17 protein-coding genes are annotated in these 17,048 nt (G+C 70.9%); 7 read left to right on the forward strand and 10 right to left on the reverse strand.

The window, feature by feature from the left end:
• Positions 1–3 precede the first annotated feature (3 nt).
• The 7 genes from tal (at position 4) to C0R66_RS09925 (ending at position 7,496) form a co-directional block, all read left to right on the forward strand.
• The gene (tal, locus tag C0R66_RS09900) at positions 4–1,110 is read left to right on the forward strand and encodes a transaldolase (protein WP_101524554.1); all 1,107 of its coding nucleotides are present in this window, start codon (positions 4–6) and stop codon (positions 1,108–1,110) included.
• A complete protein-coding gene (locus C0R66_RS09905) occupies positions 1,107–2,741 on the forward strand; it encodes a glucose-6-phosphate isomerase (protein WP_101524555.1) in 1,635 nt (544 codons plus the stop codon). The genes tal and C0R66_RS09905 overlap by 4 nt, the downstream gene beginning before the upstream one ends.
• Positions 2,738–4,267, forward strand: a complete 1,530-nt coding sequence (gene zwf / locus C0R66_RS09910) for a glucose-6-phosphate dehydrogenase (protein WP_101524556.1) — start codon at positions 2,738–2,740, stop codon at positions 4,265–4,267. Before C0R66_RS09905 ends, zwf begins: the two co-directional genes overlap by 4 nt.
• The gene (locus tag C0R66_RS09915) at positions 4,264–5,193 is read left to right on the forward strand and encodes a glucose-6-phosphate dehydrogenase assembly protein OpcA (protein ID WP_101524557.1); all 930 of its coding nucleotides are present in this window, start codon (positions 4,264–4,266) and stop codon (positions 5,191–5,193) included. The genes zwf and C0R66_RS09915 overlap by 4 nt, the downstream gene beginning before the upstream one ends.
• On the forward strand, positions 5,190–5,933 hold the full coding sequence (gene pgl, locus C0R66_RS09920) for a 6-phosphogluconolactonase (RefSeq protein WP_101524558.1): 744 nt from the start codon (positions 5,190–5,192) through the stop codon (positions 5,931–5,933). Before C0R66_RS09915 ends, pgl begins: the two co-directional genes overlap by 4 nt.
• Before the next feature lie 223 nt (positions 5,934–6,156).
• Complete coding sequence (locus C0R66_RS18680) at positions 6,157–6,474, forward strand: hypothetical protein (RefSeq protein ID WP_158647982.1); 318 nt, start codon at positions 6,157–6,159, stop codon at positions 6,472–6,474.
• Positions 6,381–7,496, forward strand: coding sequence for an HNH endonuclease signature motif containing protein (locus C0R66_RS09925; protein ID WP_101524559.1), 1,116 nt, complete (start codon positions 6,381–6,383; stop codon positions 7,494–7,496). The genes C0R66_RS18680 and C0R66_RS09925 overlap by 94 nt, the downstream gene beginning before the upstream one ends.
• On the opposite strand, the gene C0R66_RS09930 is transcribed toward C0R66_RS09925, so the two are convergent.
• The 10 genes from C0R66_RS09930 to uvrC all read right to left on the reverse strand — a co-directional run bounded on the left by C0R66_RS09930 (position 7,493) and on the right by uvrC (position 17,039).
• Positions 7,493–8,374, reverse strand: coding sequence for an oxygenase MpaB family protein (locus tag C0R66_RS09930; RefSeq protein WP_101524560.1), 882 nt, complete (start codon positions 8,372–8,374; stop codon positions 7,493–7,495). The two genes, C0R66_RS09925 and C0R66_RS09930, sit on opposite strands and share 4 nt — an antisense overlap.
• Positions 8,375–8,412: 38 nt before the next feature.
• Positions 8,413–8,772: an RNA polymerase-binding protein RbpA gene (locus C0R66_RS09935; RefSeq protein ID WP_101524561.1), complete on the reverse strand. Its 360-nt coding sequence runs from the start codon at positions 8,770–8,772 to the stop codon at positions 8,413–8,415.
• Between the two features lie 42 nt (positions 8,773–8,814).
• Entirely contained in the window at positions 8,815–9,045 is a 231-nt protein-coding gene (gene secG, locus C0R66_RS09940) for a preprotein translocase subunit SecG (protein ID WP_101524562.1), read from the reverse strand.
• A gap of 28 nt (positions 9,046–9,073) precedes the next feature.
• A complete protein-coding gene (tpiA, locus tag C0R66_RS09945) occupies positions 9,074–9,868 on the reverse strand; it encodes a triose-phosphate isomerase (RefSeq protein WP_101524563.1) in 795 nt (264 codons plus the stop codon).
• Between the two features lie 24 nt (positions 9,869–9,892).
• Positions 9,893–11,092, reverse strand: a complete 1,200-nt coding sequence (locus C0R66_RS09950; protein ID WP_101524564.1) for a phosphoglycerate kinase — start codon at positions 11,090–11,092, stop codon at positions 9,893–9,895.
• Position 11,093: 1 nt separating this feature from the next.
• Entirely contained in the window at positions 11,094–12,089 is a 996-nt protein-coding gene (gene gap, locus C0R66_RS09955) for a type I glyceraldehyde-3-phosphate dehydrogenase (RefSeq protein ID WP_101524565.1), read from the reverse strand.
• Positions 12,090–12,245: 156 nt separating this feature from the next.
• On the reverse strand, positions 12,246–13,232 hold the full coding sequence (whiA, locus tag C0R66_RS09960; protein ID WP_101524566.1) for a DNA-binding protein WhiA: 987 nt from the start codon (positions 13,230–13,232) through the stop codon (positions 12,246–12,248).
• A 21-nt stretch (positions 13,233–13,253) separates the two neighbouring features.
• On the reverse strand, positions 13,254–14,207 hold the full coding sequence (locus tag C0R66_RS09965; protein WP_199286630.1) for a gluconeogenesis factor YvcK family protein: 954 nt from the start codon (positions 14,205–14,207) through the stop codon (positions 13,254–13,256).
• Position 14,208: 1 nt separating this feature from the next.
• Positions 14,209–15,072 carry an RNase adapter RapZ gene (gene rapZ / locus C0R66_RS09970; protein WP_101524567.1) on the reverse strand — a complete coding sequence of 288 codons (864 nt, stop codon included), beginning with the start codon at positions 15,070–15,072 and terminating at the stop codon, positions 14,209–14,211.
• The gene (uvrC, locus tag C0R66_RS09975; RefSeq protein WP_101524568.1) at positions 15,072–17,039 is read right to left on the reverse strand and encodes an excinuclease ABC subunit UvrC; all 1,968 of its coding nucleotides are present in this window, start codon (positions 17,037–17,039) and stop codon (positions 15,072–15,074) included. Before uvrC ends, rapZ begins: the two co-directional genes overlap by 1 nt.
• Between the last annotated feature and the right edge of the window lie 9 nt (positions 17,040–17,048).

Consider the following 17,048-nt stretch of genomic DNA (forward strand, 5'->3'; position numbering starts at 1 on the left):
ACCATGTCCGATCGTCTGAAGTCACTGTCCGCAGCGGGGGTGTCCATCTGGCTGGACGACCTCTCCCGCGAGCGCATCGAGACCGGGAACCTCGCCGACCTGGTCAAGAGCGACTCGGTGGTCGGGGTCACCACGAACCCCTCCATCTTCGCCGCTGCCCTGGCCGACGGGGAGCGGTACGACGCCGCGGTGCGCGAGCTGGCGGCCTCGGGCGCGGACGTGGACGCCACCGTCTTCGCGCTCACCACGTCCGACGTACGGGATGCCTGCGACATCCTGCGCCCGGTCTGGGAGGCCACCGAGGGCGTGGACGGGCGGGTCTCGATCGAGGTCTCCCCCGCCCTGGCGGCCGACACCGAGGCCACCACGACCTCGGCGCGCGAGCTGTGGACCGAGATCGACCGGGAGAACCTGCTGATCAAGATCCCCGCGACCACCGAGGGAGCCCCCGCGATCACCACGGTGCTGGCCGAGGGGATCAGCGTCAACGTCACGCTGATCTTCGGCCTCGAGCGCTACCGCGGAGTCATGGAGGCCTACCTCTCGGGTCTGGAGCAGGCTCTGGAGAACGGGCACGACCTCAGCAAGATCCACTCCGTGGCGTCGTTCTTCGTCTCCCGGGTCGACACCGAGATCGACAAGCGTCTCGAGGCCTCCGGGGCGGACGCGTCCCTGCGCGGGCGCGCGGGCGTGGCGAACGCCCGCCTGGCCTACCAGGCCTTCGAGGAGGTCTTCTCCGGCGAGCGGTGGGAGAGGCTGGCCGCCGCGGGCGCCCGACCCCAGCGACCGCTGTGGGCCTCCACCGGGGTGAAGAACCCCGACTACCGGGACACGATGTACGTCACCGACCTGGTGGTGCCCGGCTCGGTCAACACCATGCCGGAGAAGACCTTGCAGGCCTTCGCCGACCACGGCGAGGTCAACGGCGACCAGGTCACCACGCAGTACGCCGACGCGCGCGAGACGATGGACGCCCTCGCGGCTGCCGGCATCGACTACGACGACGTCATCGAGATCCTCGAGCGTGAGGGGGTCGACAAGTTCGTCACCGCCTGGGAGGAGCTTCTGGACACGGTGCGGGGTCAGCTCGACAAGGCCCGCCAGGCATGACCACGTGGGAGGGGGCGTGGGGCGCCGGGTGGTCCCTGGCGCTCGACGTGGCCGACGGGGATTCCTACGACGCGGTCCTGGGTGACCTCGTCCGCGGCGGGGTGGCCGGCCGGCTGGCGGACCGGGACCCCACCCTGTGGGGTCCCGAGGCCGAGCAGGAGGCCGCCAAGCGGCTGGCCTGGGTGGACCTGCCGACGGCCTCCAGGCCGCTGGTGGACGAGATCCTCGCCCTGCGCCAGGACCTGCAGGCCCGGGGCCTGGACCGCGTCGTGCTGTGCGGCATGGGCGGCTCCTCGCTGGCCCCGGAGGTGATCTGCCAGGCCGCCGGCGTGCCGCTGGTGGTCCTGGACTCCACCGACCCCGACTTCGTGCGGGCCGCCCTCGAGGACGAGCTCGCCCGCACCGTCGTGGTGGTGTCGTCGAAGTCCGGCGGCACCGTGGAGACCGACAGTCAGAGACGAGCGTTCGAGAAGGCGTTCCAGGACGCCGGGATCGACCCGGCGGAGCGGATCGTCGTGGTCACCGACCCGGGATCCCCGCTGGACGAGCAGGCCTCCGCAGCCGGTTACCGGGTCTTCCGTGCCGACCCCGAGGTCGGTGGCAGGTTCTCCGCCCTGACCGCCTTCGGGCTGGTCCCCTCGGGACTGGCCGGCGTCGACATCTCCGGGCTGCTCGACGACGCCGATCGGGCGCGGGCCGACCTCGCCGTCGACTCCCCCGAGAACCCCGGCCTCCGGCTCGGTGCCCTGCTGGGGCTGGCCGCGAGCCGGAAGATCGACAAGCTGGTCCTGGCGGACGCCGGGTCACCGTTCCCGGGGTTCGGTGACTGGGCCGAGCAGCTCGTCGCGGAGTCGACGGGCAAGCAGGGCAAGGGCGTCCTCCCCGTCGTCGTCGAGGGCACGCAGGCGCCGAACTTCCACCCCGCCACCGCCGACTCGGTGCTCGTCACGTACGGCCCCGGCAAGGAGCCGGCCTCGGCCCCCTCGGGCTGGTCCGTGGCCGTCGACGCCCCCCTGGGGGCCATGATGCTGCTCTGGGAGCACGCGACCGCGGTCGCCGGCGGGGTGCTGGCGATCAACCCCTTCGACCAGCCGGACGTGGAGAGCGCCAAGGCGGCGGCCCGAGAGATGCTCGACGGCTCCGGGGACGCACCCGCGCCGCTGTTCGCCGACGGGCCGTTGACGGTCTTCGCCTCCCCCGGGTGGCTGCCCGAGGGCACCGGCACCGTCAAGGCGGCGGTGTCCGCCCTGCTGGCCCAGCTCGACGACGACCACGGCTACCTCGCCGTGCAGGCCTACCTGGACCGGCACCGGGACGCACAGCTCGCCGGCGTCCGCTCTCGGCTGGCGGAGGCGACGGGCCGCCCGGTGACCTTCGGTTGGGGACCCCGGTTCCTGCACTCCACGGGGCAGTACCACAAGGGAGGACCGGCGAGCGGGGTCTACCTGCAGCTCACCGGCCAGCCGTCCGCGGACCTGGCTGTCCCCGACCGGCCGTTCACCTTCCACGAGTTCCTCACCGCCCAGGCTGTCGGGGACGCCGCGGTGCTGGCCGACAAGGGCCGGCCGGTGCTCCGCGTCCATCTGTCCTCGCCTGCCGACCTGCAGGCGCTGATCCAGGCCCTGTCATGAGCCCCACCGAGCGCCCCAATCCGCTGCGCGACCCGCGGGACCGTCGGCTGCCCCGCATCGCCGGCCCGTGCAGCATGGTGATCTTCGGAGTCACCGGCGACCTGTCCCGCAAGAAGGTCATGCCCGCGATCTACGACTTGGCCAACCGTGGGCTGCTGCCTCCGGGCTTCAGCCTCGTCGGCTTCGCGCGCCGGGACTGGGAGGACCAGGACTTCGCCCAGATCGTGCACGACGCGGTCAAGGAGCACGCCCGTACCGAGTTCCGGCAGGAGGTGTGGGACCAGCTCGCCGAAGGGTTCCGCTTCGTGGCCGGGGCCTTCGACGACGACGACGCCTTCGACACGCTGCGGCGAACCCTCCTCGAGCTGGACGAGGTCCGCGGCACCGGCGGCAACCACGCCTTCTACCTCGCCATCCCCCCGGGCCTGTTCGGCACCGTGGCGAGCCAGCTGCAGGAGCACGGACTGGCAGAGGACCCGAACGCCTGGCGGCGTGTGGTGGTGGAGAAGCCCTTCGGCCACGACCTGGAGTCTGCCCGCGAGCTCAACGAGGTGCTCGGGGAGGTGTTCCCCTCCGGCTCGATCTTCCGGATCGACCACTACCTGGGCAAGGAGACGGTCCAGAACATCCTGGCGATGCGCTTCGCGAACGAGATGTTCGAGCCCCTGTGGAACAGCAACTACGTCGACCACGTCCAGATCAGCATGGCCGAGGACGTCGGGATCGGGGGCCGCGCGGGTTACTACGACGGCATCGGAGCGGCTCGGGACGTCATCCAGAACCACCTCCTCCAGCTGCTGGCCCTGGTCGCCATGGAGGAGCCCACCTCCTTCGACGCTGACTCGCTGAGGGTGGAGAAGGAGAAGGTGCTGGCCGCCGTCGTGCTGGCCAAGCCCCTGAACCGGACCACTGCCCGCGGCCAGTACGTCGAGGGCTGGGCCGGCGGCGAGAAGGTGCCGGGTTTCCTTCAGGAGGAGGGGATCGCCAAGGACTCCAGGACCGAGACCTTCGCCGCGATCACCGTGGAGGTGGAGAACCGCCGCTGGGCCGGGGTCCCGTTCTTCCTGCGCACCGGCAAACGACTGGCGCGCCGCGTCACCGAGGTCGCCGTGGTGTTCAAGCGGGCGCCGCACCTGCCGTTCAGCGAGCACTCCACCGAGGAGCTGACGCAGAACGCGCTGGTGGTGCGCGTGCAGCCGGACGAGGGGATGACCCTGCGATTCGGCTCGAAGGTGCCCGGGACCGCCCTGGAGATCCGGGACGTGTCCATGGACTTCGCCTACGGCGGCTCGTTCACCGAGAGCTCCCCGGAGGCCTACGAGCGGCTCATCCTCGACGTCCTGCTGGGCGACCCGCCGCTCTTCCCGCGGCACGAGGAGGTCGAGCTGTCCTGGAAGATCCTGGATCCGGTGCTCGAGCACTGGGCCAGGACGGGCAGCCCCGAGCCCTACGCCTCCGGCGCCTGGGGTCCCTCGTCCTCGGACGCGATGCTCTCCCGCCACGGTCGCACCTGGAGAAGGCCATGATCGAGCTCGTCGACACCAACGCCTCGGCCATCGCGGCCGAGTTCGTCCGCAACCGCACCCAGTCCGGAAGCCCCGTGATGGGCATGGTCCTGACGATGATCGTGGTGGTCCCCGAGGAGCACGCCGTCCGGGCGATGAAGGCGGCCCAGGAGGCCTCCCACGAGCACCCGGCGCGGGTCCTCGGGGTCATCCTGGGCGATGGCCGCGGCGCCGCCCAGGTGGACGCCCAGGTGGGGATCGGGTCGGGCTGGAGCGGGGAGACCGCGCTGATCAGGCTCAAGGGCGAGGTGGTCAAGCACGCGGAGTCGGTGGTCCTGCCCCTGCTGCTGCCGGACTCGCCGGTGGCGATCTGGTGGCCCATCGACCCCCCGGCGGACCCGGCGGCCGACCCGCTGGGGTCCTTGGCCCAGCGTCGGATCACCGACAGCGCCCTGGTCACCCACGGACACACCACGGCGTTGATGCGTCAGTGTGCGGCCTACACCAAGGGCAACACCGACCTCGCCTGGACCCGCACGACGCTGTGGCGTGCGCTCCTGGCCGCGGCCCTGGACCAGCACCCCACCAAGGTGAGCCAGGTCGTGGTGGAGGCCGAGAAGGTCAGTCCCTCTGCCGACCTGCTCTCCGCCTGGCTGGGTCACCGACTCCGCGCCGACGTGGAGCGTCGTACCTCCGACGGCCCGGGGATCACCGAGGTGGTGCTGACCGGCAAGGACGGGGACATCAGCATCCGGCGCACCGACGGCAAGCTGGCCACGGTCTCCTCCCCCGGCGCACCCGACCGGCCCATGGCCCTGGCCCGCCGTGCGGTGCCCGTGCTGCTCGCCGAGGAGCTGCGGCGTCTCGACGAGGACGACATCTACGCCGAGACCGCCGCCCAGCTGCTCAAGGCGAAGCCCAGGAAGAGCGGTGCGAAGGCCCGATGACCGCCTCGGTGAAGGTCCACGAGGACGCCGCCGAGCTGGCCAGCGAGGTTGCCAGCCGGTTGCTGGCCCGGCTGGAGGAGCTGCAGGCGCAGGGGCGGGTGCCCCAGGTGGTGCTCACCGGCGGAGGTGTGGCCGACGTGGTGCACCGCGAGGTGGCCCGCCGCGCGCAGGACTGCTCGGTGGACTGGTCGCGGGTCGCTCTCTGGTGGGGGGACGAGCGCTTCGTCCCAGCCGGCTCCGGGGACCGCAACTGCCGCCAGGCGGCCGAGGCCTGGCTGAACCACGTCGGGGTGGATCCCGCGCTGGTGCACGAGGTCCCGGCCCAGGACGAGGCGGAGAGCGCAGAGGCAGCCGCGGACGCCTATGACGAGCTGCTGGCCCGCACGGTCCTCGCCTCCGGCTCGACCGGGTTCGACCTCGTCCTGCTGGGGCTGGGGCCGGACGGCCACGTGGCCTCCCTCTTCCCGGGGAGACCCGAGGTCGAGGTCGACACCAGGTACGCCGTCGCCGTGCACGACTCCCCCAAACCGCCACCGGATCGCGTCTCCCTGACGCTCCCCGCCCTGTGCCGCACCAGCGAGGTGTGGTTCCTGGTCTCCGGGCACGAGAAGGCCGACGCCGTGGCCAGCGCGGTCGCCGGCCTCTCCCCCGGCTCGGCCGGGAGCCCCGCAGCGCGGGTGCACGGACGCGAGGCGACCATCTGGTTCCTTGACAGCTCTGCCGCCTCACGACTCGAGTAGGACCTCGGTCGGGGTCGCCCAGCGTGAAAGTACGCCGCGCGAGCCACGACGCCTGGACGACCATCCTGCGCGAACACCTCAATGCTCGCCGCGGCCACGCCGCCGAGCAGCGCAAGCACGTCGACTCCCGCAGTGCGAGCGTGACGTATCCGCACCAGGCGACATAGGACAACTGTTCGAATACAGTCCCAATACTGTCGGCGGTCGCCTCTAGATTTACCGTATGACCTGGTCCCCGACCCCCACCGCACACCCGGTGCTGGGCTGCGCCGCCACGATCATCACCGCCGTGCAGTCCGTCGCCCGGGTAGATCCGGCATACATGCGCCTCGGGGACAAGGAACAAGCCCTGCTCGATCTCGCCCGCGCCCGGGACCTCGTCGAAGTTCTCTGGCTCCGGGTCATCGACTCCGCCGCGATGTTGCCGAGGACACCGGCGCCAAGGACATGGCCGCATGGCTGGCCGCCAACACCAACCTCGACCGCGGTGTCGCCGCCGGGGCGCAACACCTCGCCCGATCCCTGGAACGGGACTGGTTGAGCACGGGCACCGCAGTCCACGTCGGAGCCGTGACGATCGCCCAAGCCAAAGTGATTACCCGCTGCCTGGACGACCTCACCGCCGTGGGCCGCGACCATCCCGACTGTGCAGTCACCCCCGAGATCCTGGCCCAGGCCGAGACCAGGCTGATCGACCTCGCAGCCAACCACACCCCGGGTGAGCTCCGCCGCCTTGGGGAGAAGATCCTCAGCGTCATCGCCCCCGACATCGCCGAAGAGACCGAACGCCGCCAACTCGAGGCCGCCGAACGACGCGCCTCGGCCGCGACCCGGCTGACCATGCGACGCCGCGGCGACGGGTCCACCGACCTCTCCGCCCGAATCCCCGACGCCCTCGCCCGCCGACTCAAGACCTACCTCGACGCCTTTACCTCACCCCGCACCGGGCAAGGGCCCCGCGCCGGCATCATCGACCCCGCGACCGGCACCAAGACCCCCTTCGACCGCCTCCAAGGCCAAGCGTTTTGCGCCCTCATCGAATGTCTACCCACCGACCTGATGCCCCTGCACGGCGGATCCGCCACGTCGGTGGTCATCACCATCGACTTCGACAAGCTCCGCACCGGCCTCGGCGAGGGCACCACCCTCGACGGCACGCGGATCACCGCCGAAAACGTCCGCCGACTGGCGTGCACCGCCAACCTGATCCCCGCGATCCTCGGCACCAAGTCCGAGATCCTGGACCTAGGCCGGTCCAGCCGGCTGTTCAGCAGAGCCCAACGCCTCAAAGAGGCCCTGAACCACCCCACCTGCCGCGCCCACGGCTGCTCCGTCCCTGCCACCTTCTGCGAAGCCCACCACTGGCGCACCCCCTGGTCCCAAGGCGGCACCACCAACGCCGACGAGCTCAAGCTCCTCTGCCCCTGGCATCACCACCGCACCCACGACACCACCTACCTCACCAAACACCACCCCGACGGGTCCGTGAGGTTCCACAAGAGGCGGTACGTCGACAAGACCCCCGGTGTCGCGTCACCCAGCCAGGACGGGTCCACTCACTAGGCGGCTGCCCTGTCGCGCGTAAGCTCCCGGGCCTTGGCGTGCCCCGACGTCAGCGCCCAGCGAACAACCCCCGTCGAGACGTGCCCTAGTCCTCGGGCCACGGTCCGGTCGAGCCAGGGCCTGTTCGCCAGACCCAAGGGCTCGCGGCTCCACTCGGGAAGCAGACCCACGGCCGCGGTGCGCAGCATGGCGTAGCCGGGGCGGGCGGCAGCGGGCAGAGCCGGGTTCCACAGCACGTCGTGCACCGCCTCGCGCGCGGCGGGGGTGCTCCGCAGCTCCGGGCGGTAGGCCTCGAGCACACCCCTGAGGGAGGCGACGTCGCGCGGCGGCTCCACCACTCCCAGACGGGCCGCCACCAGCCCCGCCTGGGCGACGTACTCGTCCTGCTCGTCCGGGTCCAGCGGACGGTCGCCGTAGGCCTGGTGGGCCACCAGGAAGCTGTCGATCTCGGCGGCGTGCACCCAGGCGAGCAGGTGCGGGTCGCTCGCGACGTACGGCGTGCCGTCCGGAGTGGTCCCACGGACGTGCTCGTGGATGCGTCGCACCAGTGCGACCGCGCTCTCCGCCTGGTCCACGGGCCCGAAGGTGGTGACCGCCAGGAACTCCGAGGTGCGGGCCAGCCGCCCCCACAGGTCACCCCGGAAGCCGGAGTGCTCCGAGACAGCCTGCATCGCGACCGGGTGCAGCGTCTGCAGGACGACCGCGCGGATGCCGCCCACGAACATCGAGGCATCCCCGTGCACCCGGGCGACGGGGCTCCCCGGAGGGAACCAGCGAGGCCCGGGCGTGCCATGGATTCGCTCGCGTCGCGAAGGTCCGTCTGGACCGGCGACCCGAGCGAAGACGAAGTCGCCGAACTGGTCACGGATGTGTCGCATCACCCGAACCTAGCCGAGTGGCGCAACCGCAGCGGCGCCTAGAAGATGATGTCGCCGGCCTTGCGCCGGCTCCTCAGCAGCTGGATGGCCTCGTCGAGGATGTTGGCGGCCTCCGCGTCGGAACGCCGTTCCTTCACGTAGGCCAGATGGGTCTTGTAGGGCTCGATCTTCGGCGCCGGGGGCGGGTTCTCCGAGTCCAGGTTGGCGGGCAGCCCGCACTTGGGGCAGTCCCAGGTCTCGGGGACCACCGCCTCGATCGCGAAGGTCACCACCGATCGGTGTGCGTGCGAGCAGTAGTAGGTCACCGCCTGACGCGGCGCCGCCTCTCCCCGCTCGGCCTCTCCCATTGGTCCAGCTCCGACCCGACTCCCTCGGATCGCATTCCCTCCACCAGCCACTTCTATCCCTCCCAGAAAAGAAATGCAGCAAACAATGAGCCCCTAGTAGGCCAGCAGCAATCCCAGAGCCACGATGCACGAGAACCAGACGACCCCGACGCCGACGGTGAAGCGGTCGAGGTTGCGCTCGGCGACCGAGGAGCCGCCCAGCGAGCTGGACACCCCTCCGCCGAACATGTCAGAGAGCCCGCCCCCGCGCCCCTTGTGGAGCAGCACGAGCAGGATCATGATCAGACTGGAGATCATGAGCAGGGTCTGAAAGAGCAGAATCACGGCTGCAGCCTACGTCACTTCTGCCGAGTCATAGCACTGGCATGTCGTGGAAACGGCAAATTCCGCCGAATTCCTCGGCCTTCAGGCTCGCGCCGCCCACCAGTGCGCCGTCCACGTCGGCCTTCTCCATGATCCCGGCCACGTTGGACGGCTTGACCGATCCGCCGTACAGCACCCGGCAGCCGTCCGCGGCGGCGTCGCCGTGGATCTGGCGGACCCGCTCGCGGATGGCGGCACAGACCTCCTGGGCGTCCTCGGGGGTGGCGACCTCACCCGTGCCGATGGCCCACACCGGCTCGTAGGCGACGACCAGGCCGGCCACCTGCTCGGCCGTGAAGCCGGCCAGCGAGCCGTCCAGCTGGGCCAGCGTGTAGTCCACGTGCTGGCCCGACTGCCGCACCTCGAGGCCCTCCCCCACGCACACGATGGGCGTCATGCCGGCGGCCAGGGCCTTGTGCGCCTTGGCGTTGACCACGGCGTCGGTCTCCGCGTGGTACTCCCGCCGCTCGGAGTGACCGACCACCACGTAGGAGCAGCCCAGCTTGGCGAGCATCTGAGCGGAGATCTCACCGGTGTAGGCGCCGCTGTCGTGGACCGACACGTCCTGCGCGCCGTACCTCACCGAGAGTCGGTCGCCGTCGACCAGCGTCTGCACCGAGCGCAGGTCGGTGAACGGCGGCACCACCACGACCTCGACCCGGTTGAAGTCGTGGCGCTTGTCGGCCAGGGTCCAGGCGAGCTTCTGCACCAGGACCACCGCCTCCTGGTGGTTCAGATTCATCTTCCAGTTGCCCGCCATCAGCGGCGTGCGGGTGGCACCCATCAGAGGTTCCTCTTCCTGAAGTGGTCAGCGTTCGAGAACGGCGATGCCGGGCAGTTCCTTGCCCTCGAGGTACTCCAGGCTGGCGCCGCCCCCGGTGGAGATGTGTCCGAAGGCCGACTCCTCGAAGCCCAGGGCGCGTACCGCGGCGGCGGAGTCGCCACCGCCGACCACCGAGAGGCCGTCGATCCCGGTCAGGGCCTGGGCCACCGCCCGGGTGCCCGCCGCGAAGGCCGGGACCTCGAAGACGCCCATGGGCCCGTTCCAGAAGACCGTGCGGGCTCCGGCCAGGGCCGCGGCGAAGGCCGCCGCGGAGTCCGGACCGATGTCGAGGCCGAGACAGTCCGCGGGGATCTCCGAGGCCGGCACCACCCTCGGGGCGGGCTCGCGCTCACCGGAGGGGAAGGCGGTGTCCACCACGATGTCGGTCGGCAGCACGATCTGCACGCCGCGCTGGGCGGCCTCGTCGAGGTAGCGGCGACACGTGTCGAGCTGGTCCTCCTCGAGCAGGCTCTTGCCGACCTCGTGGCCCTGAGCGGCGAGGAAGGTGAAGACCATCCCCCCGCCGATCAGCAGCTTGTCGGCCTTGTCCAGCAGGTTCTCGATCACGCCCAGCTTGTCCGAGACCTTGGACCCGCCGAGCACCACCACGTAGGGGCGCTCCGGCTCGACCGTCAGCCGGCGCAGCACGTCGATCTCCGCGGCGACCAGGTCTCCCATCGCGCTCGGCAGGCGCAGCGCCAGGTCGTAGACCGAGGCCTGCTTGCGGTGCACGACGCCGAAGCCGTCGGAGACGAAGGCATCGCCGAGCTGGGCGAGCTGGCCGGCGAAGGACGCCCGCACCTCGTCGTCCTTGCTCGTCTCACCCTCGTTGAACCGGACGTTCTCCAGCACCGCCACGTCGCCGTCGGCCAGCGCCGAGACCACCGAGGTGGCACTCTGGCCCACCGTGTCGTGGGCGAAGGCGACCTGGCGCCCCAGCAGCTCGCCCAAGCGGCGCGCCACCGGAGCCAGCGAGTACGCCGGGTCCGGGGTGCCCTTGGGGCGCCCCAGGTGCGCCATCACGACGACCTTCGCGCCTGCCTCCGAGAGGCGACGGATCGTGGGCACGCTGGCCCGGATCCGGCCGTCGTCGGCGATGCGGTCGCTGTCCAGCGGGACGTTCAGGTCCGACCGGACGAGGACCCGCTTGCCGCGGAGGTCACCCAGGGAGTCGATGCCCGACACGTCAGAGCGTGGTGCCGACGTGGCTGATCAGGTCGACGAGACGGTTGGAGTAGCCCCACTCGTTGTCGTACCAGCCGATGACCTTGACCATGTTGCCGTTGACCTTGGTCAGCGGCGCGTCGAAGATGCACGACGCCGGGTCGGTGACGATGTCGGTGGACACGATCGGGTCGGTCGAGTAGCGCAGGTAGCGACCGTCGGCGGCCTTCTCGATGGCGGCGTTCACCTCTTCGACGCTGGTCTCGCGGCCGGCCTCGAAGGTGAGGTCGGTGGCCGAGCCCGTGGGCACGGGCACGCGCAGGGCGAAGCCGTCGAGCTTGCCCTTGAGCTCGGGGAGCACCAGGCCGATGGCCTTCGCGGCACCGGTGGAGGTGGGGACGATGTTCAGCGCGGCGGCGCGGGCCCGACGCAGGTCCTTGTGGATGTTGTCCTGCAGGTTCTGGTCCGCGGTGTAGGCGTGGATCGTGGTCATCAGGCCCTTGACGATGGTGAACTCGTCGTGGAGCGCCTTGGCCATGGGGGCCAGGCAGTTCGTGGTGCACGAGGCGTTGGAGATCACGTTGTGCTTGGCGGGGTCGTACAGCTCGTGGTTGACGCCCATCACCACGGTGATGTCCTCGTTCTTGGCGGGCGCCGAGATGATGACCTTGCGGGCACCGCCGTCGAGGTGCGCGCGCGCCTGGGTGGCGTCGGTGAAGAAGCCGGTGGACTCGACGACGACGTCGACGCCCAGGTCACCCCACCGCAGGTCGGCCGGGTTGCGCTCGGCGAAGGCGGCGATCTCCTGGTCCCCGACGTGGATGGCAGTGTCGGTCGAGGAGACCTCGGCGTCCAGCCGGCCGAGGATCGAGTCGAACTTGAGCAGGTGGGCCAACGAGGCGTTGTCGGTCAGGTCGTTGACCCCGACGATCTCGATGTCGGCACCCGAGGCACGGACGGCTCGGAAGAAGTTGCGGCCGATACGGCCGAAGCCATTGATTCCAACACGGACAGTCACGATCACTCCTGGCTAGCGGTGGGCTGACGGCGGAGCTGAGCCTACCGCGCCCCGTCAGCGCGCCCGCAGGCGCAGTCGTGATTGGGACGACACCGTCACGGCGCGCGACGATCACGGGTGCACCAGGGGCCACACCCCGACGCGCGCCACGCCGGCTCAGGCCTCGTCGGCCAGCATCTCCGGGGTGAGCGAGGACTCGGTGTCCGGGATCCCGCGGTCCTCGGCCATCTTGTCGGCCATGGCCAGCAGCCGCCGGATCCGGCCGGCGATGGCGTCCTTGGTGAGGACCGGCTCGTGCAGCTGGCCCAGCTCCTCCAGCGATGCCTGCTTGTGCTCCAGCCGCAGGTGACCGGCCAGCTTGAGGTGGTCGGGCACCTCGTCCCCGAGGATCTCCAGGGCGCGCTCCACCCGGGCGCCCGCCGCCACGGCGGCGCGCGCCGAGCGGCGCAGGTTGGCGTCGTCGAAGTTGGCCAGACGGTTCGCCGTGGCGCGGACCTCACGGCGCATCCGCCGCTCCTCCCACGCCATCAGGGTCTCGTGAGCGCCCAGGCGGGTGAGCAGGGCGCCGATCGCGTCCCCGTCGCGGATGACGACGCGGTCCACGCCGCGCACCTCCCGCGCCTTGGCGGAGATGCCGAGGCGCCGGGCCACGCCGACCAGCGCCAGGGCCGCCTCCGGTCCGGGACACGTGACCTCCAGGGAGGAGGACCGGCCGGGCTCGGTGAGCGAGCCGTGCGCCAGGAAGGCGCCACGCCAGGCGGCGACGGCGTCGCAGCCGCCACCGGAGACCACGCCCGGGGGCAGACCGCGCACGGGACGACCACGGGCGTCCAGCAGCCCGGTCTGGCGGGCCAACGCCTCGCCGTCCTTGACCACCCGCACCAGGTAGCGGCTGCCCTTGCGGATCCCGTGCCCCTGCACCATGACGACGTCCGACTGGTGGCCGTAGACCTCGGCGACGTCCTTGCGCAGCCGACGTGCGGCCGCGCCGGTGTCCAGCTCGGCTTCCACCACGATCCGCCCACTGACGATGTGCAGGCCGCCGGCGAACCGGAGCATCGAGGCCACCTCCGCCTTGCGGCAGCAGGTCTTGGTGATCTGGGTGTTGGCGAGCTCCGCCTTCACCTGAGCCGTCATCGCCATGCGCGAATCCTGCCACGGACGTCAATCACCCGTGACCACTCCCGGCTTACTGCCCATCACGCTGTGCAGTACCTCACCCAGCTTGTCCGGATCATGGGCGCTGCTCCCGTCCCCACGGGCCACGTCGGCGACCACCAGGCTGCCGCCGAGCTCGGCCACGGCCCGGTCCAGCGCGGCACGGTCGCTCACCGACGTCGGGTCGGCGACGACGGCGTGCACCTTCAACCCCGGCGCCGTCGAGGCCAGGGCCGAGAGGTGGTCCGAGGGGGTGAAGCCCCCGGTCTCGCCGGCAGCCTCGAGGTTGAGCACCACGACCAGGCGACCGCCCCGGGACACCAGTGTCTCGCGAAGCTGAGGGACCAGCAGGTGCGGGATGACGGAGGTGAACCACGAGCCCGGTCCCAGCACCACCCAGTCGGCCTCCTGGACCGCGAGCACCGCCTCCTTGCACGCCGGAGGGTCCGGGGGGTCGAGGGCGACCGAGCGGATCCGCCCCTGGGCGGTGGCCACGCTCACCTGGCCGCGCAGCACCGTGGCCCCCTGGGGGCCCTCCACCTCGGCGGTGATGTCGAGGGGGACGGTGGACATCGGCAGCACCCGGCCCCTGGCGCCGAGGAGCCTCCCGACCATGTCGAGTCCGGCCACCGGGTCGTCGAGCAGCTCCCACAGCCCGACGATCAGCAGGTTGCCCAGAGCATGCCCCTTCAGCTCGCCGTCCCCGTCGAACCGGTGCTGGAGCACCCGCATCCAGGTCTGGCCCCACTCCTCGTCCTCGCAGAGCGCCGAGAGCGCCATCCGCAGGTCACCCGGCGGCAGCACCTCGAACTCCCGGCGCAACCGCCCCGAGGACCCGCCGTCGTCGGCGACCGTCACCACCGCGGTGATGTCGGTGACCACCCGCCGCAGGGCCGAGAGGCTGGCATGGAGTCCGTGCCCGCCGCCGAGCGCCACCACCGAGGCCTGGTGAGGCGTCATCTCACTCCCGTCCGAGGTCGCGGTGGGTGGCGCGCACGTCGTAGCCCTGGGCGAGCAGGCGGGCGGTGATCTCCTCGGTCATCGCGACGCTGCGGTGCTTGCCCCCGGTGCACCCGACCGCGACGGTCATGAACCGCTTGCCTTCCTTGAGGTAGCCCTTCGCGGCGATCTCCAGCAGCGGCAGGTAGCCGTCGAGGAACTCCTCGGCCCCGGACTGGCTCTTGACGTAGTCGGCGACCGAGGGGTCCCGGCCGTTGCGCGGGCGCAGCTCGGGGATCCAGTGCGGGTTCGGCAGGAAGCGCATGTCCGCGACGAAGTCGGCGTCGACCGGGATGCCGTACTTGAACCCGAAGCTGATCACCGTCACCTTGAGCCGACGCGCCTCCGGCGACCCGAAGTGCTCCGCGATGCGGTCGGTCAGCTGGTGCACGTTCATCGCGCTGGTGTCGATCACCAGGTCGGCACCGCCGCGGATCTCCTCCAGCGCCACCCGTTCGCGTCGCAGCCCGTCGATCAGCCGCCCGCTGCCCTGCAGCGGGTGCGGCCTGCGCACCGCCTCCTGACGCCGTACCAGGACGTCATCGATCGCCTCGAGGTAGAGCAGCGTGGTGGGCCGTCCGGTCGCCTGCTGGTGCCGGTTGGCCGCCAGGCTGGTGAAGAACGAGCCCGACCGCACGTCGACCACCACGGCGATCGGCTGGGTCACGCCCCGGCTGTCGTCGACCAGGCGCACGACGTCGCGCACCAGGGTCGGTGGGAGGTTGTCGACGACGAAGTAGCCCAGGTCCTCCAGCTCCTTGGCCGCCGTGCTGCGACCCGCGCCGGTCATGCCGGTGATGATCACCAGCTCTGCTGGCTGCTCCATCAGTCCTCCTCGATCTCGCCGGTGGCGGTGTTGATCCGGGTCCCAGTCTTCCCGCTGCCCTCCTGGACCGCGACCGCCCCCTTGATGGCGGCAGCCGTGGCCGGTCCGATCCCGGGGACCAGCGCGATCTCGTCGACCTCGGCCAGTCGCAGCTTCTTCAGCGAGCCGAAGTGCCGCAGCAGCGCCTTGCGCCGTACCTCCCCCAGCCCGGGCACGTCGTCCAGCACGCTCTCCACCATGGTCCGGGAGCGCCGGCCGCGGTGGTGGGTGATGGCGAAGCGGTGTGCCTCGTCGCGGATCCGCTGGAGCAGGTAGAGGCCCTCGCTGGTCCGCGGCAGGATCACCGGGTCCTCGTCGTCGGGGACCCAGACCTCCTCGAGCCGCTTGGCGAGACCGCACACCGGGATGTCGTCGATCCCGAGCTCGGCCAGGGCCTGCCTCGCCGCCGAGACCTGCGGCGGGCCGCCGTCGACGACGACCAGGCCCGGGGCGTAGGCGAACTTGCGGGGACGACCGGTGTCGGGGTCCACGAGCATCGGGCCGGAGTCGGTGGACACCTCGGTGGACCGGGCCTGCTCGTCCAGCAGCCTGCGGAAGCGCCGGGTGATGACCTCGTGCATGGAGGCGACGTCGTTCTGCCCGTCCACCCCGCGGATCACGAAGCGGCGGTACTCGCCCTTGCGCGGGAGGCCGTCCTCGAAGACGACCATGGAGGCCACCACCTCGGTGCCCTGAAGGTTGGAGACGTCGTAGCACTCGATGCGGAGCGGGACCTCGTCGAGGCCGAGGGCCAGCTGGATCTCCTCCAGCGCCTTGTTGCGGGTGGTGAGGTCGCTGGCGCGCTTGGTCTTGTGCAGCATCAGGGCCTGGGCGGCGTTCTTGGCCACCGTCTCCTGCAGGGACTTCTTGTCCCCCCGCTGGGGCACCCGGATGGCGACCTTCGCGCCCCGCATCCCCGACAGCAGCTGCTCCATCGTGCCGGTGTCGGGCGGCAGGGCCGGCACCAGCACCTCGCGCGGGATCGAGTCCGGCTCGCCGGCGTAGAGCTGGAGCAGGAAGTCCTCCACCAGCTGGGAGGTGTCCCCCTCGTCGGTGCGGTCGGCCACCCATCCCCGCTGGCCCCGGATCCGGCCGCCGCGCACGTAGAAGATCTGGACCGCCACCTCCAGCGGGTCCTCGGCCAGGGCGATGACGTCGGCGTCGGTGGCGTCGTTGAACACCACGGCCTGCTTCTCCAGGGACCGGTTCAGGGCGCCGAGGTCGTCGCGGAGCCGGGCCGCCTTCTCGAAGTCCATCGCCTCGGAGGCGGCGTACATCTCGCGCTCGACGCGCTTGAGGAAGGCGGCGGTGTTGCCGGCCATGAAGTCGCAGAAGTCGTCCACGATGCGCCGGTGCTCCTCGGCGCTCACCGCACCCACGCAGGGGGCCGAGCACTTGTCGATGTAGCCCAGCAGGCAGGGGCGGCCCACCTGCTGGGCGCGCTTGAAGACTCCGTTGCTGCACGAGCGCATCGGGAACACCCGGAGCAGCTGGTCGACGGTCTCCCGGATCGCCCAGGCATGGCTGTAGGGCCCGAAGTAGCGGACCCCCTTCTTCTTTGCTCCCCGGCCCACCATCACCCGCGGGAACTCCTCGCCGGTGGTCACCGCCAGCCACGGGTAGGACTTGTCGTCGCGGTACTTGACGTTGAAGCGCGGGTCGAACTCCTTGATCCAGGAGTACTCCAGCTGGAGCGCCTCGACCTCCGTGCGGACCACGGTCCACTCCACGCTGGCCCCGGTGGTCACCATCGAGGCGGTGCGCGGGTGCAGCCCGCGGACGTCGGCGAAGTACGACGACAGGCGTGAGCGCAGGTTCTTGGCCTTGCCGACGTAGATGACCCTGCCCCGGGAGTCGCGGAACCGGTACACCCCCGGCTGCGTCGGGATCGTCCCCGGCGCAGGACGGTAGGACGCCGGTACAGCCATGTCACAACC

The sequence above is a fragment of the Nocardioides houyundeii genome, assembly GCF_002865585.1.
GTDB lineage: Bacteria > Actinomycetota > Actinomycetes > Propionibacteriales > Nocardioidaceae > Nocardioides > Nocardioides houyundeii.